The organism is Acinetobacter sp. LipI_15, assembly GCF_058242865.1.
The window spans coordinates 876216-894707 of the sequence record NZ_JBZAYN010000001.1 but is presented as its reverse complement, the minus strand read 5'-3'; the positions used below and the strand labels follow the sequence as shown (position 1 = coordinate 894707).

The window sequence follows — 18492 nt, the reverse complement described above, 5'->3', positions numbered from 1 at the left end:
CTTCGTCTTGCATGTGGACAATTCAGCAGCCTGCTTATCCTCTTTGCTCAGGCATAGCCTTCGCCTTGCGCTCGGGCAACGCGTTGCGTTGCTTACCCTCGCTCATGCCATTGAAGTTGTTCACGCAGACTCACCACATCACCAATAATGGTCAATGTAGGCGCCTGAATTTGGTATTCACTGACTTTAGATGCAATATCTGCCAATGTCCCAACCACGACTTTTTGTTCAGGTGTCGTCCCTTTAGAAACCAATGCGACAGGCATGTCTGAACGCTGCCCATGCGCGATGAGTTTCTCACAAATTTTTTCTAGACCGACCAAGCCCATATACAGCACAAGCGTTTGATTTTGATAAACCAACTCATTCCAAGGTAGCTCAGGCGAACCTTCTTTCAGATGGCCTGTCAGGAAGCGTACACTTTGCGCATAATCACGATGCGTTAAAGGAATCCCTGCATAAGCCGAACAACCAGATGCAGCAGTAATCCCTGGAACGACTTGGAAGGCAACGCCTGCCGCAAAAAGTTCCTGAATTTCTTCACCGCCGCGGCCAAAGATGAATGGATCTCCGCCTTTTAAACGGCAGACACGTTTGCCTTCACTTGCATATTTCACCAGCAAGGCATTGATGCCTTCTTGCGGAACAGCATGATTAGATCGTGCTTTACCTACGTAAATTTTTTCAGCGTCACGGCGGCAGAGGTCCATAATCGGCTGAGAAACCAAACGGTCATAGATCACCACATCCGCTTGCTGCATTAAACGCAGGGCTTTTAAGGTCAGCAGTTCAGGATCACCCGGCCCTGCACCCACCAAATACACCTCGCCTTTCGGCTGTTTCCATTCCAATATGGCCTGTTCAATCAAACGATTGGCTTCAGTCAAATTGTCATTGAATACCTGCTCTTTGAGCGGGCTTGCATACAAGTCTTCCCAAAAAATACGGCGTTCATCTGGATTGACGATTTTGGCTTTAACGGCTGCGCGCCATTGGCCTGAGAACTCAGCCAGTTTGCCCATGCCATGCGGAATCGAGCTTTCTAACTGGGTGCGTATTTGGCGCGAGAGTACTGGCGATGTGCCATTAGATGCAACAGAGATGACCAGCGGAGAACGGTCAATTATCGCAGGAACCATAAAACGGCAATGCGGCGGATCATCAACACTATTGACCAAGACATTTTCAGCTTCGCAGGCTTCAAAAACCGCCTGATTGACCGCTTTGTCATTGGTTGCTGCAATCACTAAACGAAACTGACGCAGCGCAATGGCATTTTCTTGATAAACCGATTCGTGATAAATCGAGTTGAGATATTGACCTTGGGTTTTATTAACCAAGGTCAATAAATCATCTTCAATTTCGGGTGAGCAAACTGTCAGCTGAGCGCCCGCTTTTGCAAGCAGCACAGCCTTTCTATATGCAATTCGACCACCACCAACAATCAGACAAGGTTGCTGCTGCAACTTCAAAGAGATTGGAAAGATATCCACACACGACCTCAATAGTTTAAATCTGATTGTCTTAAGCAATTTTTGTGCACAAATGTATGCACTTTATCAACTATTAATCGATAAATTCAGCACCGCCCATATATGGACGAAGTACTGCTGGAATTTCAATTGAACCGTCTGCACGTTGATAGTTTTCCATCACGGCAAGTAAAGTACGACCAACTGCCAAACCTGAACCATTCAGCGTGTGTACAAACTCAGTTTTCTTTTGGTCAGCACGGTAACGCGCTTTCATACGGCGTGCTTGGAAGTCACCCATGCATGAGCAAGATGAAATTTCACGGTAGGTATTTTGACTTGGCACCCAAACTTCTAAATCATAAGTTTTGATTGCACCAAAGCCCATGTCTCCGCCACACAGAACGACTTTACGGTATGGTAAGCCTAATGCTTGAAGAATACCTTCGGCATGACCCGTTAATTCTTCCAAAGCATCCATCGAAGTTTCAGGTTTTACAATCTGAACCATTTCTACTTTGTCAAATTGGTGTTGACGGATCAAACCACGTGTATCACGGCCATACGAACCCGCTTCGCTACGGAAACATGGCGTATGTGCTGCATATTTTAAAGGTAGACGTTCTGGGTCAATGATTTCATCACGCACGAAGTTGGTTACAGGCACTTCTGCAGTCGGGATCAGGTAGTATTCTTTTTCGCCTTGAAGTTTGAATAAATCCTCTTCAAATTTAGGCAATTGGCCTGTACCACGTAAAGAGTCTGCATTAACCAAATAAGGTACATACGCTTCTGTATAGCCATTTTCCAAGGTATGTGTATTTAACATAAATTGGGTAATTGCACGCTGTAAACGCGCCAATGGGCCTTTGAGTACGCTAAAACGAGTACCTGTCAATTTGGTTGCGGTTTCAAATTCTAAACCGCCCATCATTTCACCCAAGTCAGTATGGTCTTTGATCTCAAAATCAAACTGACGTGGTGTACCCCACTTTAGAACTTCAACATTGTCATTTTCGTCTTTGCCTTCTGGCACAGACTCATGAGGTAAATTTGGAATCGATAAAGATTTGGCTTCAAGTTCAGCCTGAAGCTCAGAAAGTGCAACTTCTGCGGCTTTAATTTCATCACCAATAGCAGACATACGTGCCATGATTTCAGATGCATCACCGCCAGCTTTTTTAATTTGACCAACTTGTTTTGCACCAGCATTACGTTCAGCTTGTAACGACTCAGTTTTAGACTGAATTTCCTTACGGCGAGCTTCAAGGTCTGCCCACTCTGCTACGTTAAGTTGAACACCACGTTTTGCTAAGGCTAAGTTTACAGCCTCAATATTATTTCTGAGTAATTTCGGGTCGATCATAGCCAATCTTAAGTAAAGAAAAAAACTGGCTATAGTGTAAGCTCTTAACACTTAAAAATACAGTGACCGAGCTTACAGGTGCCCCTTATTAGACCAATAATCTTGCTTCAAATTGTCTTATTTGGTTTCGTAATTTGGCAAACTTGGTAAATATTCAGGTTTAAATAGCCCTTTAGCCATAAAATATGGAAGTTTTAGCTCAGGCATGCCCTCTGCGTAGCTCGCCAATTCATACAATGGATAAGCAAATACGATCCCGTTCGCGCCATAATAAAAATTATCGCTTAACTGTAGTTTTGAACGTTCAATATCGTGACTATCCAACCACATATAGTTGGCATCAAAAAGTGCGCTAATCACTTTCGCGTCTGCACCTTTGACCAAGACATCTTGTAAAGCCAAACGTTTTTTGGCTTTTAAATCAAAATTGACATATTCAACATGCGACATGCCATGAGCCGCATGCGCTGCGTAGGTATAGCTTTCGATTGCAAAAGTTGCGATATGTCCCCACTGACTAATATATCGAACAGAAGTGGTACTTTGACTTAGGCCTGCATCCGTCTTGTCCGATAAATCAATTTTTTGATTCGGCTCAGTTGAAAATGCAATCGGATCTGCCTTTTTAATTCGGTCAGTAAAATATTGATTAATCCAATCAACATTGGTTTCAACCGTTTGAATCGTATATTGGGTACAACCTTCCGCATCGCAAGCTTGTGCTTTCGGCAATTGCATCGCAACAGATTTCGATTGAATAAGTGGAATCGCATCAGCGACGACCGCTGGCTTCTGTTCCGTCGTTGCACCTTCAACAGGTTCATTTCGAGGATGACAGGCCGTTAATGACCCAATTAAAACCACAGCTGAAACAGCCCAAGCTATATTATTCATATGATTTTTTTTCATCCCAAAATTCCCTATAGCAACAGTCAAAACCACAAGTCACTTCATTTAAGCAACCTGCGAATATCAGCATACTACTAAATTTCACTTAAATTCAGCTTGCTTGCTTTACATTTCTCCATAAAAAAAGCAGACCGATGTCTGCTTTTTTTCGTTCATGAGAATTATTGATCAATAATGTCCGTACCTTTTGGAGGTACAAAGTTAAAGGTTGACGCTGGAATAGACGCATTCACCTTCACATTATTGAAACGTACATTTGTTGTTTGACCTAATGAGTCTTGGAGAATCATTAAGGTTGGTGCATTTTTCGCACCAAAACTAATGGTTAAGCTTTGAAATACGCCATCATCACTTTTTGGATATAAGGTGTAATAAGTTTTTGTCTTATTTGGCTGTGTAATACGATAAGACTTCATGATTTGAGCCGTATTACCCGACAATAATAATGCAGGCGTATTCGCAACTTGGTCATCTAAGCTTTGGCGTACTGCTTGTTGTAGGTCTGGGTCATAGATCCAAACTGTTTTACCTGTAGTCGCAATGGTTTGCTTAGATGGGCTGGTTGTTTCCCAATAGAATTTACCTGGACGCTGAACTTTCATGACCCCAGTAAAAGTCTGGTTCATATGCTGCGCACTTAAACCTTTCTTTTGAGTGGCTTTCGGGTTGGTCACTTTTGTAGTTTGCTGAAAGTTAGCTGTAAAACTTTTAATACCCGATAATTGTTTCACCAAATTGGCAGTTGCCTGCTGCTCCGACGCTGCAACTGGTGCCGCGAATACTGTCGTACTCATAACCGGTGCCAGTGTCGCTGCACCTAATGCCATAGCACAGATGGTTTTACGAAGCATTTTCATAGATTCACCTTTTATATTTGCATCAACGCAATTTGTTAGATGACTCCATCTTAAACCACTTTCATTGACTAAATTTAGAGAAAATAAGAAGTTTTGTATGGTTATTAATGCAAATTGCTGTTTTTTATTCATCATGATGGAGAAATATAAAGTAAAAAGGCACTTGATTTGACTCAAATGCCTTTCAAATAATTAAACCATGATTTAGCAATTTCAACATTCCAATTTTCAGTTATTTCCATTGCCACCCAATAGCAGCTCCTGCACCAAAGTCACTTTCAGAGTTGCTGGTTACCCCAATTTTATACACATATTTTTTGTTTTCAGTGACACCACTGAAGCCAAGTGCATAGCCTTGCTCACCGTCCAAGTCCCCATACCTGCACTGAACATGTTGTAACCTGCATCTGTGGGTTGTGGTAAGGAAGCGATTGCAATGCTTGAAGCAACAGCACCATAAACATTATCTTTAAATTTATCGAAATTATGGTTCAATTCATTCACACGTTGGTTGGTATAACTATTGGCTTGATTGAGTACATTTGCCCCATGCTGATCTGTATATGCTTTTGAACTATTTAGCACTTCTAGATCTGCTTGACGCATTTGTTTCACATTCACCGCATCGGTGTCTGCCGTACCAGCTGCCACATGAATAATTTGCCGCTCTGCACCAGCCGAGCCAACAGAAACCGTATTATTGCGATTAGAGCTTGAACCATTGCCTAGTACAACAGCATTATTTGCCGATGTATTGATATTGTTACCAATCACATAGGTATTATTACCTGTGACTGTATTATTTGAACCTACTGCACCAGAGCCATCACCATTGACGGTATTGTTTACACCGAGGGCAATAGACTGATTACCATCAGCTTTATTACCGGCACCGACTGCAATCGCATCTTGTCCATTCGCAGTTGGTTTAGGTGCTGTATTGGCAACATTTGATTGGATTTTAATGTACGGATCTGTTCCTTTTAAGCTCAATAACCAGTCCACTTCAGTACCGACAAATCCATTTTTTATCGCAAGTTCATATGCACTGAAACCATTTTCACCTGTTAGCCCTTGTGCGCCAACTGCACCACGTAGACTTTCTAACCATTGGTCTTCATTGCCTTCATAACCATTGCTCACCGCAACTTGATAAGCACTTGCACCATCTAGACCATTGCTTCCATTCAGACCGTTCAAACCATCCTTACCATCGATTCCGTCTCGGCCATTGAGTCCATCTTTACCAGTTGCACCTGTAGCGCCTGTATCACCTTTAGCTCCGGTTGCACCTGTAGCTCCCGTTGCACCAGTATCGCCTTTGTCACCCTTAGCCCCGGTCGCACCTGTAGCACCTACTGCTCCAGTATCACCTTTGTCACCTTTAGCTCCGGTTGCACCTGTAGCGCCTGTTGCTCCAGTATCACCTTTGTCACCCTTAGCTCCGGTTGCACCTGTAGCACCTGTAGCACCTACTGCGCCAGTATCACCTTTAGCTCCAGTTGCACCAGTATCGCCTTTGTCACCCTTAGCCCCGGTCGCACCTGTAGCACCTACTGCTCCAGTATCGCCTTTGTCACCTTTAGCTCCAGTCTCACCCTGTGCACCTGTTGCTCCTGTCTCACCAGCAGGACCTTGAGGTCCCATTGGCCCTACTGGCCCAGGAATACCACTATTGCAACGATTACATTTATGCTCAGGATATGACGAGCCACTCCCACCAGCCCATGTAATTGAACCTAGAGAAAGTAAAATACTCACAGCAAGTAATTTTGGTACAGCTTTAATAGCGATTGAAGTTGTTTCACCAAGTCCTAATGTCTTTTCAAATGCAATTTGTTGGCTTTTATCAGGACAATTCCTTTTCTGATAGTCAGCATTGATAAAAACTGTATTCAAGATTTTATTCATGTCCTTATCCTTTTTTTGTATTTATGCTCCTCTATTACGCTCTTTATATTTTGTGATTTAAATCACTATTTATGGTAATTTATTGATTTATACATTGTTTGTGACAATCTAAAAAATACCTTATATTTTATTCAGACGAAAAAAAACCCGCAAAAAATGCGGGTTTTTTTTTATTAAAGCTTACGCTTCAACAGATACGTAGCGACGACCGAATTGGCCTTTCACTTCGAATTTCACAACGCCGTCAGCAGTTGCAAATAAAGTATGGTCACGGCCCATACCTACATTTACACCAGCGTGGAATTCAGTACCACGTTGACGAACGATGATGTTACCAGCAGTCACAGATTGACCGCCGTAGATTTTAACACCCAACATTTTTGGGTTCGAGTCACGACCGTTTTTAGTCGAACCACCGGCTTTTTTAGTTGCCATGTCTATTTACTCCTCGTAATTAGCCTGAAATAGCTGTAATTTTCAACTCAGTGAACCATTGACGGTGACCTTGTTGTTTACGATAGTGTTTACGACGACGCATTTTGATGATGCGGATTTTGTCGTGACGACCATGGCTAACTACTTCAGCAGTTACTTTAGCGCCAGCTACTACTGGTGCACCAATTTGAATGCTGTCACCGTTAACAAGCATCAACACGTCATCAAAAGTAACAGTTGAGCCAGTTTCAGCTTTCAATAATTCTACTTTAAGGGTTTCACCCTCAACTACACGGTGTTGTTTACCACCGCTTTGGATTACTGCGTACATTTAAGTACTCCAAACATGCCCGTGTTGTCGTGCCGGTAAAGGGATATACCGATCTTAAAACGATCGTCACTGGGGTTTCGCAAAGGCAAAGATTTTAAGGGATAACCCGAAAAACAACAAGTCATTTCCGTAAAATATTAGATGAGTATGCGTTTATTATATAAACAGTGTCATTAAAAGTATTAAAATGAGTGATCTATTTCACTTACCATGTTTTTTTGCAAGGTTTGACATAGATTTTTAGCAACGATTCGCTAATATACTCTGGACTGACATCAACAACATGCTGTTCAAACAACATGCTAAAGATAAAAGTCTGTTAAAAAATAAGTACAATACTTCCGCTTGATGAAAAAAATCACTTAAGATTAAGTCAATTGAGTAAGTTCTTATCTGTTATTCATATAACAAATTGCTACACTACGTCTGTAATTCAAAAATTATTGAGGTTTCTCTTCATATGACCATCGACTTTAAGCAAGATATTCTCGCGCCTGTTGCTATTGACTTTGCTGCGATGGACAAATTTATTAATGAAGGGATCACGTCTAAAGTTGCCTTGGTCATGGCAGTCAGTAAACATGTGGTTGAAGCAGGCGGTAAACGCATGCGTCCCATTATGTGCTTACTTGCAGCAAAGGCATGTGGCGCAGAAGATTTAGAAAAACACCGTAAACTTGCAGCAATTATTGAAATGCTGCATACCGCGACCTTGGTACATGACGACGTAGTCGATGAATCGGGTTTACGCCGTGGCCGCCCAACAGCAAATGCGACATGGAATAATCAAACTGCCGTACTTGTGGGTGATTTTTTGATTTCTCGCGCTTTTGATTTATTGGTGGATCTAGACAGCAAAGTATTACTCAAAGACTTTTCAACGGGTACCTGTGAAATTGCTGAAGGTGAAGTTTTACAACTTCAATCACAGCATCAACCAGAAACCACGGAACAGACCTACTTAGATATTATTCACGGCAAAACATCACGTTTATTTGAGCTCGCTACCGAAGGTGCAGCGATTTTGACAGGTACACAAGAGTACCGTGAACCGCTTAGAAAATTTGCCGGACACTTTGGAAATGCCTTTCAAATTATTGACGATATTTTAGATTACACCTCAGATGCTGAAACATTAGGTAAAAATATTGGTGATGATTTGATGGAAGGTAAACCAACTTTACCTTTAATCTCTGCCTTAAAGAATACCACTGGCGAAGAACATGACATTATTCGCCGCAGTATTGCCACAGGTGGTACGGCAGATTTAGAGCGTGTTATTCAGATTGTACAAAGCTCTGGGGCACTTGATTATTGTAGCCAACGAGCGACTGAAGAAACTGAGGCAGCACTAGCCGCTTTAGCAGCGCTACCAGATACTGAATATCGTCAAGCTTTAATCAACCTCGCAAACTTGGCATTACACCGAATTCAATAATTAACAATATTCATCGTAATTCCCCTTGCCTATGCATATAAAACTCAATGATATCTTTTTGACCATGCAGCAACAGCTCGATACCCCTCGGGCTGTGCTGGATGAAAACTTGCTGATCGAATTGGTCAACCGAATTCGACCAGAAGATACAAAAAATACCGACGAAATTAAGAAAAAATTTCAGGCTTTCATCCAAGCTTTACTCATCACGCCAGATGCAGCCTCTACCCTGCAAAGTTTTGTCCTAAAGCTCATTAGCCGATATAAACAAACCAGTTTATATGCGGACACGGGTATTTTGTCTCTCGATGGTTTTTGGGGACAACTGTTCCAACGGCTTGGCGCACATTTTCTTCCTCTGATCAATGACGAAACTCAATTACAAGATTTAGTCCGTCGAGTTTTTTATCGTCATAGCGACAAATATTGGCTGGACAGTATTGATGATCAGCAATGGATGCAGCTCTTTCGACTATTTAATCAAGGTCATAGCAATCAGGAAGAAAAAAAGAAAATTCGCCGTGAGTTAATTAAAGCCATTACCGTTTTGTCCTATCGGGTAAGTGGTATTGGCTTATATCCTGAATTTATTAATGCACAGCCTGAACTGACCGAATATGAATCACCTTTTTTGGTGCAAAACCGTGAAATAAATGATTTTATTCAGCAGTATAAAAAGCTCCATCAAAGTGCTGAAGAAATGAGTGCTGTGCTACCGCCAGATGCTTCTCAAGCGTTGGTAATGCTGGAACAATGTCGTGATGTGGTGCTGAAAATTCGGCGTGCGACCAAACGAATTGGTGTAAGTGTCAGCCTGACTTACTTATTGTCGCTTTTAGAACAATGTTTAGATCGCTTAGAAATCTTACTCAACCTGATTGTTGAAGAAGATGATGTCCGCTATGTGTCTATGGGTAGTTTACTCAGTGATGTGACGTCAGCGATTTATAGCGAGCGCAGTGTGCGCGATTTGCTCGCCACCAATAGTGAATTGGTTGCCCTACAAGTCACCGAAAACGCAAGTAAAACTGGCGAACACTATGTAAGTACGGACAAACAAGGCTTTATGAGCATGTATCGATCTGCGGCAGGTGCCGGTGTGATCATTGCATGTATGGCAACTTTAAAAGTGCTGATGGCCCGTGTCAGCATGGCACCGCTCATGCAAGCCATTTCATATAGTCTGAATTACTCTTTCGGCTTTATGCTGATTCATGTCTTACATTTTACTGTTGCCACTAAACAGCCTGCGATGACAGCTGCCGCCCTTGCCTCGACGGTTCAGCATCGTAAAGGCTCGAAAATGGCGCAGATTGCCGAGCTTGCCGCGCTAATTATTAACATCATTCGAACCCAGTTTATTGCAATCTTAGGCAACATCAGTATTGCGATTCCTGTTGCAGCATTGATCGCATTAAGTTGGGACATGGCTTTACATGAGCCATTAATGAATCATGCAAAAGCAGCTAAAACCTTACACGACCTCAATCCATTTACCTCACTGGCTGTGCCACATGCTGCGATAGCTGGGGTATGTTTGTTTTTATCAGGTTTGCTTGCTGGGTACTTTGACAACATGGCGATCTATCGCAAAGTTGGACCACGGATTCAAGCACATCCAAAGTTAAAACGCATCATGGGTCAAGAGAGACTGGATAAGCTTGCCGCTTACATTGAGCGAAACTTAGGTGCTTTGGCAGGTAACTTCTTATTTGGGATCATGCTGGGCAGTATGGGAACGATTGGATTTATTTTTGGTTTACCTTTAGATATTCGCCATATTGCCTTCGCCTCGGCCAACTTCATTCAAGGCCTCATCAATATTAATGGTTCACCAGACATTGGCTTAATCATTGTGTCATTCTTAGGAGTTATTCTGATTGGTCTGACTAACTTATTCGTCAGTTTCACGTTAACCATTATTGTGGCACTACGGGCACGTCGCGTAAGATTTGAACAATGGAAACCACTGGCTAAATTGGTGATGACTCATTTTCTAACGCGACCAAGTGACTTTTTCTGGCCACCGAAAACCCCACTTGAAGTTGAAGATGGCACACAAGCCAGCAAGAACAATCATTAGCAGATTTGTGTTTTATTTTAGTAAGATGTAAATGAACACAAAAAATAAAATCAGTATGATTTACACATACTTGAAATAAAGTGTACTGATGAGTACACTTTAGTCCATTAATTAACCGAGCTCGAACCGGTTAAAATGACAAGGAATAAAATATGCCACGAACGCTACTGTTTGTTGGTTTTTTTGCATTAATTATCAGTGTGTTGTCACTTTATTCTAGCTATTTAAATCTATTAGATTTAAGTATCGTAGAATGGATGAGTCAGCACCGTATTGCTGTTTTTAATCAAATTGCCATCGGACTTTCGGCGCTAGGGGGCATGCCTTTTGTATTATTTTTCACCACGCTATGGTGTTTACAATTTGCGTGGTATAAAAAATACACAGAGATTGTTTTTATCAGTATAGGGATCTTTGGAAGTATCGGCCTTGCATGGTTGCTTAAATTTACGTTTACCAGACCACGTCCCCCAGAAATGTACCATCTTGTAGCATCTTACGGGAGTTCATTTCCAAGCGCGCATAGTTGTTATGCTGCATCGCTTGCGTGTCTGATGATCTTGATTTTCCGACAACATGCTCAACATCGCTTGATCACCATTTTGGCATTGTTATGGATGCTGTGTATGGGTGTTTCGCGAGTATATGTTGGGGTTCATTTTCCGACAGATGTCTTATCCGGTTGGAGCATAAGTTTTATTTGGATCGCGCTACTTTATTTGAGTTACATCAAAATCAGTAAAGCGTAAACAAATGAATAATTTAGATAAATATCTAATTGAGGTGGAACAATGATGTCTGCAAAGCTTTGGGCTCCTGCCCTGACTGCTTGCGCATTGGCAACAAGTATTGCACTTGTTGGTTGTAGCAAAGATCCTAAAAATGCACAGCAAGCTGCTGCTGCACAGCAAATGCCACCAACTGAAGTCGGTGTTATTGTTGCCCAACCGCAAAGCGTTGAACAATCTGTTGAACTTTCCGGCCGTACATCTGCCTATGAAATTTCAGAAGTACGTCCACAAACCAGTGGTGTAGTACTGAAACGTCTATTTGCAGAAGGCAGTTATGTTCGCGAAGGACAAGCCTTGTACGAGATAGACTCGCGTACAAACCGTGCTTCAGCTGACAGTGCTCGTGCTGCTTTAAGACGTCAACAAGCAAATTTAGGCGTGTTACGTGTTAAAGAAGGTCGCTACCGTCAGCTTGTTGGCTCAAATGCGATTTCAAAACAAGAATACGACGATATTGTTGCTCAAGTTAAACTGGCTGAAGCAGACGTTGCTGCATCTCAGGCAGAACTTAAAAATGCAGAAATTAACTTAGGTTACTCAACTGTACGTGCACCAATTTCAGGTCAAACCAACCGTTCTACAGTGACAGCGGGTGCATTAGTTACTGCATCTCAGGCTGATCCATTGGTAACAATTCAACGTCTTGATCCAATGTACGTTGACATTAACCAATCAAGTGCTGAACTTCTTCGCTTACGTCAACAATTAAGCCAAGGCAACTTGGACAGCAGTAATAACACCAAAGTGAAATTACGTCTTGAAGATGGTAGCGAATACCCAATTGAAGGTCGTCTTGCATTTTCTGATGCGAGTGTAAACCCAGATACAGGTACGGTTACACTTCGTGCTGTTTTTTCTAACCCGAATCATTTATTACTTCCGGGTATGTTTGCCAATGCTCGCATCGTTCAAGGTGTGATTCCAAATGCTTACCTGATTCCACAAGCTGCTATTACGCGTACCCCTACAGGTCAAGCGATTGCAATGATTGTGAATGCAAAAGGTGCTGTTGAATCTCGTCCTGTAACCACTGTTGGTACGCAAGGTTCGAATTGGATCGTTACTCAAGGCTTAAACACTGGCGATAAAGTGATTGTTGACGGTATTGCGAAAGTTAAGCCAGAACAACAAGTTGTAGCCAAACCGTATCAACCTCAGGCTGCTGCACCTCAAGGTGCTCAACAACCTGCTGCAGCAAAGCCAGACGCTAAAGCCGCAGAACAAGCAGCGCCTAAAACTGAACAAAAAGCTACTTCAAACGCATAAGGAGTAGACTGAATGGCTCAATTCTTTATTCATCGCCCCATTTTTGCATGGGTGATTGCATTGGTTATTATGCTAGCAGGTGTACTCACGCTATCAAATATGCCAATTGCACAGTATCCGACCATTGCGCCGCCAACGGTTTCAATCTCTGCGACTTACCCTGGTGCATCTGCAGAAACGGTTGAAAACACCGTAACCCAAATCATTGAACAACAAATGAATGGTTTGGATGGCTTACGTTATATTTCGTCAAACAGTGCGGGTAACGGTCAGGCATCTATTACATTGAACTTTGAACAAGGGATCGATCCCGATATCGCCCAAGTTCAAGTCCAAAACAAACTCCAGTCTGCGACAGCGCTTTTACCTGAAGACGTACAACGTCAAGGTGTAAAAGTCACCAAATCTGGCGCAAGCTTCCTACAAGTTGTAGCATTCCACTCACCGTCGGGTAAGTTGACTGCAGACGACATTAAGGACTATGTAAACTCGAATATTTCTGAACCTCTCAGCCGTGTAGCAGGTGTAGGCGAAGTCCAAGTATTCGGTGGTTCTTATGCGATGCGTATTTGGCTAGATCCAGCCAAAATGGCAAACCTGAAAGTTACACCGAGTGATGTGGCTGCGGCTATCCGTACACAGAATGCTCAGGTTGCTGTTGGTCAGTTAGGTGGTGCGCCTGCAACTGAAGGTCAAGTACTGAACGCGACAGTTACAGCACAAAGTTTGTTGCAAACACCAGAGCAGTTTAAAAACATTTTCCTGCGTAACAGTAGTGATGGTGCTCAGGTACGTTTAGGTGATGTTGCACGTGTTGAATTAGGTGCTGACAACTATCAGTTCGACTCTAAGTTCAACAACAAACCTGCTGGTGGTGTAGCGATCAAACTAGCAACTGGTGCAAACGCATTAGATACAGCCGAAGCTGTTGAAGCACGTTTAAAAGAACTACGTCCAAACTACCCTGAAGGTTTAGAAGACACGCTCGCATTTGATACGACTCCATTCATTAAGTTATCGATTGAAAGTGTTGTACATACCCTTGTAGAAGCCGTGATTCTCGTATTCTTTGTGATGTTCTTGTTCTTACAGAACTGGCGCGCAACGATTATTCCGACATTGGCTGTACCTGTAGTGGTATTGGGTACTTTTGCTGTCATTAACATGTTTGGTTTCTCGATCAACACACTCACCATGTTCGCGATGGTACTGGCGATTGGTCTCCTCGTGGATGATGCGATTGTTGTCGTAGAGAACGTTGAACGTGTCATGGTTGAAGATCATCTTGACCCAGTGACTGCAACTGAAATCTCAATGAAACAGATCTCGGGTGCCCTCATCGGTATTACCTCTGTGTTAACCGCTGTATTCGTGCCGATGGCATTCTTCGGTGGTACGACAGGTGTAATTTATCGTCAGTTCTCAATCACGCTGGTAACAGCAATGATTCTGTCATTGATTGTGGCATTGACCTTTACCCCTGCCCTATGTGCGACCATGTTGAAACAACATGATCCAAACAAACCTGAAAGCAACAATATCTTTGCCCGTTTCTTCCGTTGGTTTAACAGCTCTTTTGATAAAGTTGCGCATAAATACCAAGGCGGCGTGAACTTCATGACACACCACAAGATTTTCTCTGGTGTGATTTATGCAGTTGTAATCGGCTTATTAGTGCTTTTATTCCAAAAGTTACCATCATCATTCTTACCTGAAGAAGACCAAGGTGTTGTAATGACACTGGTACAGTTACCACCGAATGCCTCACTTGAGCGTACGGATAAAACTGTCACTGCAATGACCGATTACTTCCTGAAAAACGAAGAAAAATATGTCGATTCTGTATTCAGTGTTGCCGGCTTCTCGTTCACAGGTGTGGGTCAAAACGCAGGTCTTGCTTTCGTCAAGTTAAAAGATTGGGAAGATCGTACATCACCTGAATCTCAAGTGGGTGCGATTATTCAACGTGGTATGGCATTGAACATGATCGTGAAGGATGCTTCATACATCATGCCAATCCAATTACCAGCAATGCCTGAATTGGGTGTAACTGCCGGCTTCAACTTGCAGTTAAAAGCTTCTGCAGGTCAAACCCATCAACAACTTATCGATGCCCGTAATATGGTGCTCGGTATGGCTGCTCAAGATAAACGCCTCATGGGTGTTCGTCCTAACGGCCAAGAAGATACGCCACAGTACAAAATCACGATTGACCAAGCTCAAGCCGGTGCTATGGGTGTCAGCATTGCTGAAATCAATACCACAATGGGTATGGCATGGGGTGGTTCTTACATCAACGACTTCGTTGACCGTGGTCGTGTGAAGAAAGTCTATGTACAAGGTGAAGCTGCGGCACGTATGATGCCTGAAGACCTGAGCCAGTGGTATGTTCGTAACAACCAAGGCACAATGGTTCCATTCTCGACCTTCGCTACTGGCGAATGGACTTATGGTTCACCACGTCTTGAACGTTATAACGGTATCGCATCTGTGAACATTCAAGGTTCACCGGGTGTGGGTGTAAGTTCGGGCGACGCGATGAAAGCGATGGAAGAAATTGTACAAAAACTTCCTTCGATGGGCGTTCAAGGCTTTGACTATGAATGGACAGGTTTATCTCTAGAAGAACGTGAGTCTGGCGCACAAGCACCATTCCTATACGCACTTTCATTGTTAATCGTCTTCCTATGTCTTGCTGCCTTATATGAAAGCTGGTCTATTCCGTTCTCAGTATTACTGGTTGTACCATTAGGTGTATTGGGTGCGTTATTACTGACTTTCCTTGGAATGGTGTTCTTCAAAAATCCAAACTTGGCGAATAACATTTACTTCCAGGTGGCTATTATTGCCGTCATTGGTTTGTCCGCGAAGAATGCGATCTTGATCGTAGAATTTGCCAAAGAACTTCAAGAAAAAGGTGAAGATCTGTTTGACGCAACTTTGCATGCCGCTAAAATGCGTCTACGTCCAATTATCATGACCACTTTAGCCTTTGGTTTTGGTGTACTTCCGCTTGCCCTTTCTTCGGGTGCAGGTGCAGGTAGTCAGCAGTCTGTAGGTTATGGTGTATTGGGTGGCGTAATCAGTTCTACCCTACTTGGTATCTTCTTTATTCCTGTGTTCTACGTATGGATCCGAAGTATCTTTAAGTACAAACCAAAACAACAAAATAATCAGGAGCATTTATCGTGATGCAAAATGTATGGTCTATTGCAGGTCGTAGCATTGCGGTTTCTTCACTTGCGCTTGCTTTGGCTGCCTGCCAAAGCATGCGTGGTCCAGAGCCGGTTGTTCAGACCAATATCCCCGAAAGCTACACAGCAAGTGCTTCTGGCACTTCTGTGGCTGAGCAAGGATATAAAGATTTCTTTGCTGACCAACGTCTGGTACAAGTTCTTGACTTAGCTTTAGCCAATAACCGTGACCTACGTACGGCTGCTTTAAATATTGAACGTGCACAACAACAGTATCAAATCACTGCCAATGGTCAATTACCAACCATTGGTGCCAGTGGTAGCGTACTTCGTCAAGACACGTTGAATACGCAAAAGCCTATCACCTCTTATAATGTCGGTTTAGGTGTCACTGCCTATGAACTTGATTTTTGGGGTCGTGTACGTAGCTTAAAAGACAATGCTTTAGACAGTTACCTTGCAACTGCAAGTGCCCGTGATGCAACACAAATTGCGTTGATCGGTCAAGTGGCTCAAGCATGGTTAAACTATGCATACGCTAACTCAAACTTGAAGCTTGCAGATCAAACCTTAAAGGCTCAGCTTGAATCTTACAACCTGAACAAAAAGCGTTTTGATGTCGGTATTGACAGTGAAGTTCCTGTTCGTCAGGCTCAAATTTCTGTAGAAACTGCACGTAATGATGTTGCGAACTACAAAACTCAAATTGCTCAAGCGCAAAATTTATTGAATCTATTAGTGGGTCAACAAGTACCTGCGAACTTGCTGCCGAACCAACGTGTCAATCGAATTACTTCGACCAATACTATTGGTTCAGGTATTCCAAGTGATTTGTTGAACAACCGTCCAGATGTACGTGCAGCTGAATACAAACTGTCTGCCGCTGGTGCGAACATTGGTGCAGCTAAAGCACGTCTGTTTCCTACGATTAGCCTGACAGGTTCTGCGGGTTATGCTTCAACGGACTTAGGTGATCTATTTAAATCAGGCAACTTTGTATGGTCTGCTGGCCCTAGCCTAGATATTCCAATCTTCGACTGGGGTACACGTCAGGCCAATATTAAAGTTTCTGAAACTGACCAGAAAATTGCATTGTCTGATTATGAAAAATCAGTTCAGTCAGCTTTCCGTGAAGTGAATGATGCGCTTGCAGTTCGCCAAAACATTGGTGACCGTATTGCAGCACAGCGCCGTTTAGTTGATGCAACCAATACAACTTACAAACTATCAAATGCTCGCTTCCGTGCTGGTATTGATAGCTACTTAACTGTACTGGATGCGCAGCGTGCATCTTATGCAGCTGAGCAAGGTTTGTTGTTGCTTGAACAAGCAAATCTCAACAACCAAGTTGAATTGTATAAAACACTTGGTGGTGGTATCAAAGCCAACACTTCTGATGCTGTGCAATACCAACCTTCTACTGCTGAGCGTAAAGCTGCATCAAAACAATAATTTGAGTTAGCCTAGCCCGTAATATTTGAAAAGCTCACTTCGGTGGGCTTTTTCATTTTTAGATCGGAGCTACAAAATAAAAATGAACATATTGCTTTTTGCTGAAGAGTTTCCTATCTTCAATTCACCTTTTTATATTGATAACTAAAAATGCTTTTAAGTAATCTTGAATCTGTTCCGAGTCATACCATTATACAACAACTTGATGTCGTTTATGGCAGTACTGTCCGCAGTAAACATGTTGGTCGTGACTTTATGGCTGGCCTAAAAAATATCGTGGGTGGTGAACTTAAAGGTTATACAGAACTACTCGAAGAATCCCGTCAAGAAGCTATGAGCCGTATGATTGACAAAGCACGTGCCTTAGGCGCGAATGCGGTCGTCGGTATCCGTTTTTCAACCTCAAATATTGCTCAAGGCGCCTCTGAATTATTTGTGTATGGCACCGCTGTTCGCGTAGAAGCCAACTCAGCAAAACTACCAGACCCATTTCCAACTCAGGACTAAGTCATGGATGCCTTTATTATTAAAGTCCTGATCTTTGTGGTGCTCTTTTGTATTGGCTGGGGCTTCGGTCGCCATATCGAACAAAAACATCTCAAAGAACTCGAAGCTCAAGAAAAGCGATTGGCGCATATTCGCATAGACAACAACCGCTTTAAAACTACTGAACATTTCGGACAACTGATTTCAAGTAATGTAGTGATTTCACATGATTATTTTAAATATGTGATTGCCAATATTCAGAACTTCTTTGGCGGACGTTTAACCAGTTATGAAAGCATCGTCGATCGGGCACGTCGTGAAGCCGTGGTGCGTTTAAAGCAAGAAGCTGAAAAGATGGGCGCAACGCAAATTATGGGCCTGCGTTTAAGCACCACTGAGCTGGGTATGCAAGGCGGCATGGTCGAAGTCTTTGCGTATGGAACAGCAATTCAAAAGAGAGACATCTGATCTCTCTACTTCTCCCCAATTCATTTTTACTAT

At 42.7% G+C, this 18492-nt stretch carries 16 protein-coding genes; 8 read left to right on the top strand and 8 right to left on the bottom strand.

Translation table 11 applies throughout. From position 1 onward, the window contains the following. Positions 1–92 precede the first annotated feature (92 nt). The 8 genes from cysG to rplU form a co-directional block, all read right to left on the bottom strand. A complete protein-coding gene (gene cysG / locus AC4CU0_RS04290; protein ID WP_490742538.1) occupies positions 93–1493 on the bottom strand; it encodes a siroheme synthase CysG in 1401 nt (466 codons plus the stop codon). A gap of 73 nt (positions 1494–1566) precedes the next feature. Next, positions 1567–2838, bottom strand: a complete 1272-nt coding sequence (gene serS, locus AC4CU0_RS04285; protein WP_180007573.1) for a serine--tRNA ligase — start codon at positions 2836–2838, stop codon at positions 1567–1569. A gap of 117 nt (positions 2839–2955) precedes the next feature. Beyond that, the gene (locus AC4CU0_RS04280) at positions 2956–3747 is read right to left on the bottom strand and encodes an RsiV family protein (RefSeq protein WP_180039534.1); all 792 of its coding nucleotides are present in this window, start codon (positions 3745–3747) and stop codon (positions 2956–2958) included. A 161-nt stretch (positions 3748–3908) separates the two neighbouring features. Continuing rightward, a complete protein-coding gene (gene lolA, locus AC4CU0_RS04275) occupies positions 3909–4604 on the bottom strand; it encodes an outer membrane lipoprotein periplasmic chaperone LolA (RefSeq protein WP_180011509.1) in 696 nt (231 codons plus the stop codon). Positions 4605–4836: 232 nt separating this feature from the next. Further along, a complete protein-coding gene (locus AC4CU0_RS04270; RefSeq protein ID WP_472585258.1) occupies positions 4837–4914 on the bottom strand; it encodes a hypothetical protein in 78 nt (25 codons plus the stop codon). Beyond that, complete coding sequence (locus AC4CU0_RS04265) at positions 4896–6515, bottom strand: collagen-like triple helix repeat-containing protein (protein WP_490742537.1); 1620 nt, start codon at positions 6513–6515, stop codon at positions 4896–4898. The genes AC4CU0_RS04270 and AC4CU0_RS04265 overlap by 19 nt, the downstream gene beginning before the upstream one ends. Positions 6516–6695: 180 nt before the next feature. Beyond that, positions 6696–6950 carry a 50S ribosomal protein L27 gene (gene rpmA / locus AC4CU0_RS04260; RefSeq protein WP_067764378.1) on the bottom strand — a complete coding sequence of 85 codons (255 nt, stop codon included), beginning with the start codon at positions 6948–6950 and terminating at the stop codon, positions 6696–6698. A gap of 19 nt (positions 6951–6969) precedes the next feature. Continuing rightward, positions 6970–7281, bottom strand: a complete 312-nt coding sequence (gene rplU, locus AC4CU0_RS04255; RefSeq protein WP_078191390.1) for a 50S ribosomal protein L21 — start codon at positions 7279–7281, stop codon at positions 6970–6972. A gap of 460 nt (positions 7282–7741) precedes the next feature. Here rplU and sdsA point away from each other — a divergent pair, with 460 nt between their 5' ends. The 8 genes from sdsA (at position 7742) to AC4CU0_RS04215 (ending at position 18459) form a co-directional block, all read left to right on the top strand. Continuing rightward, on the top strand, positions 7742–8719 hold the full coding sequence (gene sdsA, locus AC4CU0_RS04250; protein WP_490742536.1) for an All-trans-nonaprenyl-diphosphate synthase: 978 nt from the start codon (positions 7742–7744) through the stop codon (positions 8717–8719). A 31-nt stretch (positions 8720–8750) separates the two neighbouring features. Further along, on the top strand, positions 8751–10802 hold the full coding sequence (locus AC4CU0_RS04245) for a site-specific recombinase (RefSeq protein ID WP_078192207.1): 2052 nt from the start codon (positions 8751–8753) through the stop codon (positions 10800–10802). 152 nt (positions 10803–10954) lie between these two features. After that, a complete protein-coding gene (locus tag AC4CU0_RS04240) occupies positions 10955–11551 on the top strand; it encodes a phosphatase PAP2 family protein (RefSeq protein WP_490742535.1) in 597 nt (198 codons plus the stop codon). A 42-nt stretch (positions 11552–11593) separates the two neighbouring features. Beyond that, the gene (locus tag AC4CU0_RS04235) at positions 11594–12859 is read left to right on the top strand and encodes an efflux RND transporter periplasmic adaptor subunit (RefSeq protein WP_490742534.1); all 1266 of its coding nucleotides are present in this window, start codon (positions 11594–11596) and stop codon (positions 12857–12859) included. A 12-nt stretch (positions 12860–12871) separates the two neighbouring features. Next, a complete protein-coding gene (locus AC4CU0_RS04230) occupies positions 12872–16051 on the top strand; it encodes an efflux RND transporter permease subunit (RefSeq protein WP_490742533.1) in 3180 nt (1059 codons plus the stop codon). Continuing rightward, positions 16051–17505 carry a multidrug efflux RND transporter AdeIJK outer membrane channel subunit AdeK gene (gene adeK, locus AC4CU0_RS04225; RefSeq protein WP_180021981.1) on the top strand — a complete coding sequence of 485 codons (1455 nt, stop codon included), beginning with the start codon at positions 16051–16053 and terminating at the stop codon, positions 17503–17505. Before AC4CU0_RS04230 ends, adeK begins: the two co-directional genes overlap by 1 nt. Positions 17506–17655: 150 nt before the next feature. Continuing rightward, the gene (locus AC4CU0_RS04220) at positions 17656–18012 is read left to right on the top strand and encodes a YbjQ family protein (protein WP_490742532.1); all 357 of its coding nucleotides are present in this window, start codon (positions 17656–17658) and stop codon (positions 18010–18012) included. A gap of 3 nt (positions 18013–18015) precedes the next feature. Further along, complete coding sequence (locus AC4CU0_RS04215) at positions 18016–18459, top strand: YbjQ family protein (RefSeq protein WP_490742531.1); 444 nt, start codon at positions 18016–18018, stop codon at positions 18457–18459. Positions 18460–18492 lie beyond the last annotated feature (33 nt).

Bases quoted from the DNA above. Each gene is read 5' to 3' on its own strand.
- adeK (WP_180021981.1), top strand. From the start codon at position 16,051: ATGCAAAATGTATGGTCTATTGCAGGTCGTAGCATTGCGGTTTCTTCA.
- AC4CU0_RS04220 (WP_490742532.1), top strand. From the start codon at position 17,656: ATGCTTTTAAGTAATCTTGAATCTGTTCCGAGTCATACCATTATACAA.
- lolA (WP_180011509.1), bottom strand. From the start codon at position 4,604: ATGAAAATGCTTCGTAAAACCATCTGTGCTATGGCATTAGGTGCAGCG.
- AC4CU0_RS04215 (WP_490742531.1), top strand. From the start codon at position 18,016: ATGGATGCCTTTATTATTAAAGTCCTGATCTTTGTGGTGCTCTTTTGT.
- AC4CU0_RS04245 (WP_078192207.1), top strand. From the start codon at position 8,751: ATGCATATAAAACTCAATGATATCTTTTTGACCATGCAGCAACAGCTC.
- AC4CU0_RS04280 (WP_180039534.1), bottom strand. From the start codon at position 3,747: ATGAAAAAAAATCATATGAATAATATAGCTTGGGCTGTTTCAGCTGTG.
- AC4CU0_RS04265 (WP_490742537.1), bottom strand. From the start codon at position 6,515: ATGAATAAAATCTTGAATACAGTTTTTATCAATGCTGACTATCAGAAA.
- AC4CU0_RS04240 (WP_490742535.1), top strand. From the start codon at position 10,955: ATGCCACGAACGCTACTGTTTGTTGGTTTTTTTGCATTAATTATCAGT.
- AC4CU0_RS04235 (WP_490742534.1), top strand. From the start codon at position 11,594: ATGATGTCTGCAAAGCTTTGGGCTCCTGCCCTGACTGCTTGCGCATTG.
- rplU (WP_078191390.1), bottom strand. From the start codon at position 7,281: ATGTACGCAGTAATCCAAAGCGGTGGTAAACAACACCGTGTAGTTGAG.
- sdsA (WP_490742536.1), top strand. From the start codon at position 7,742: ATGACCATCGACTTTAAGCAAGATATTCTCGCGCCTGTTGCTATTGAC.
- rpmA (WP_067764378.1), bottom strand. From the start codon at position 6,950: ATGGCAACTAAAAAAGCCGGTGGTTCGACTAAAAACGGTCGTGACTCG.
- AC4CU0_RS04230 (WP_490742533.1), top strand. From the start codon at position 12,872: ATGGCTCAATTCTTTATTCATCGCCCCATTTTTGCATGGGTGATTGCA.
- serS (WP_180007573.1), bottom strand. From the start codon at position 2,838: ATGATCGACCCGAAATTACTCAGAAATAATATTGAGGCTGTAAACTTA.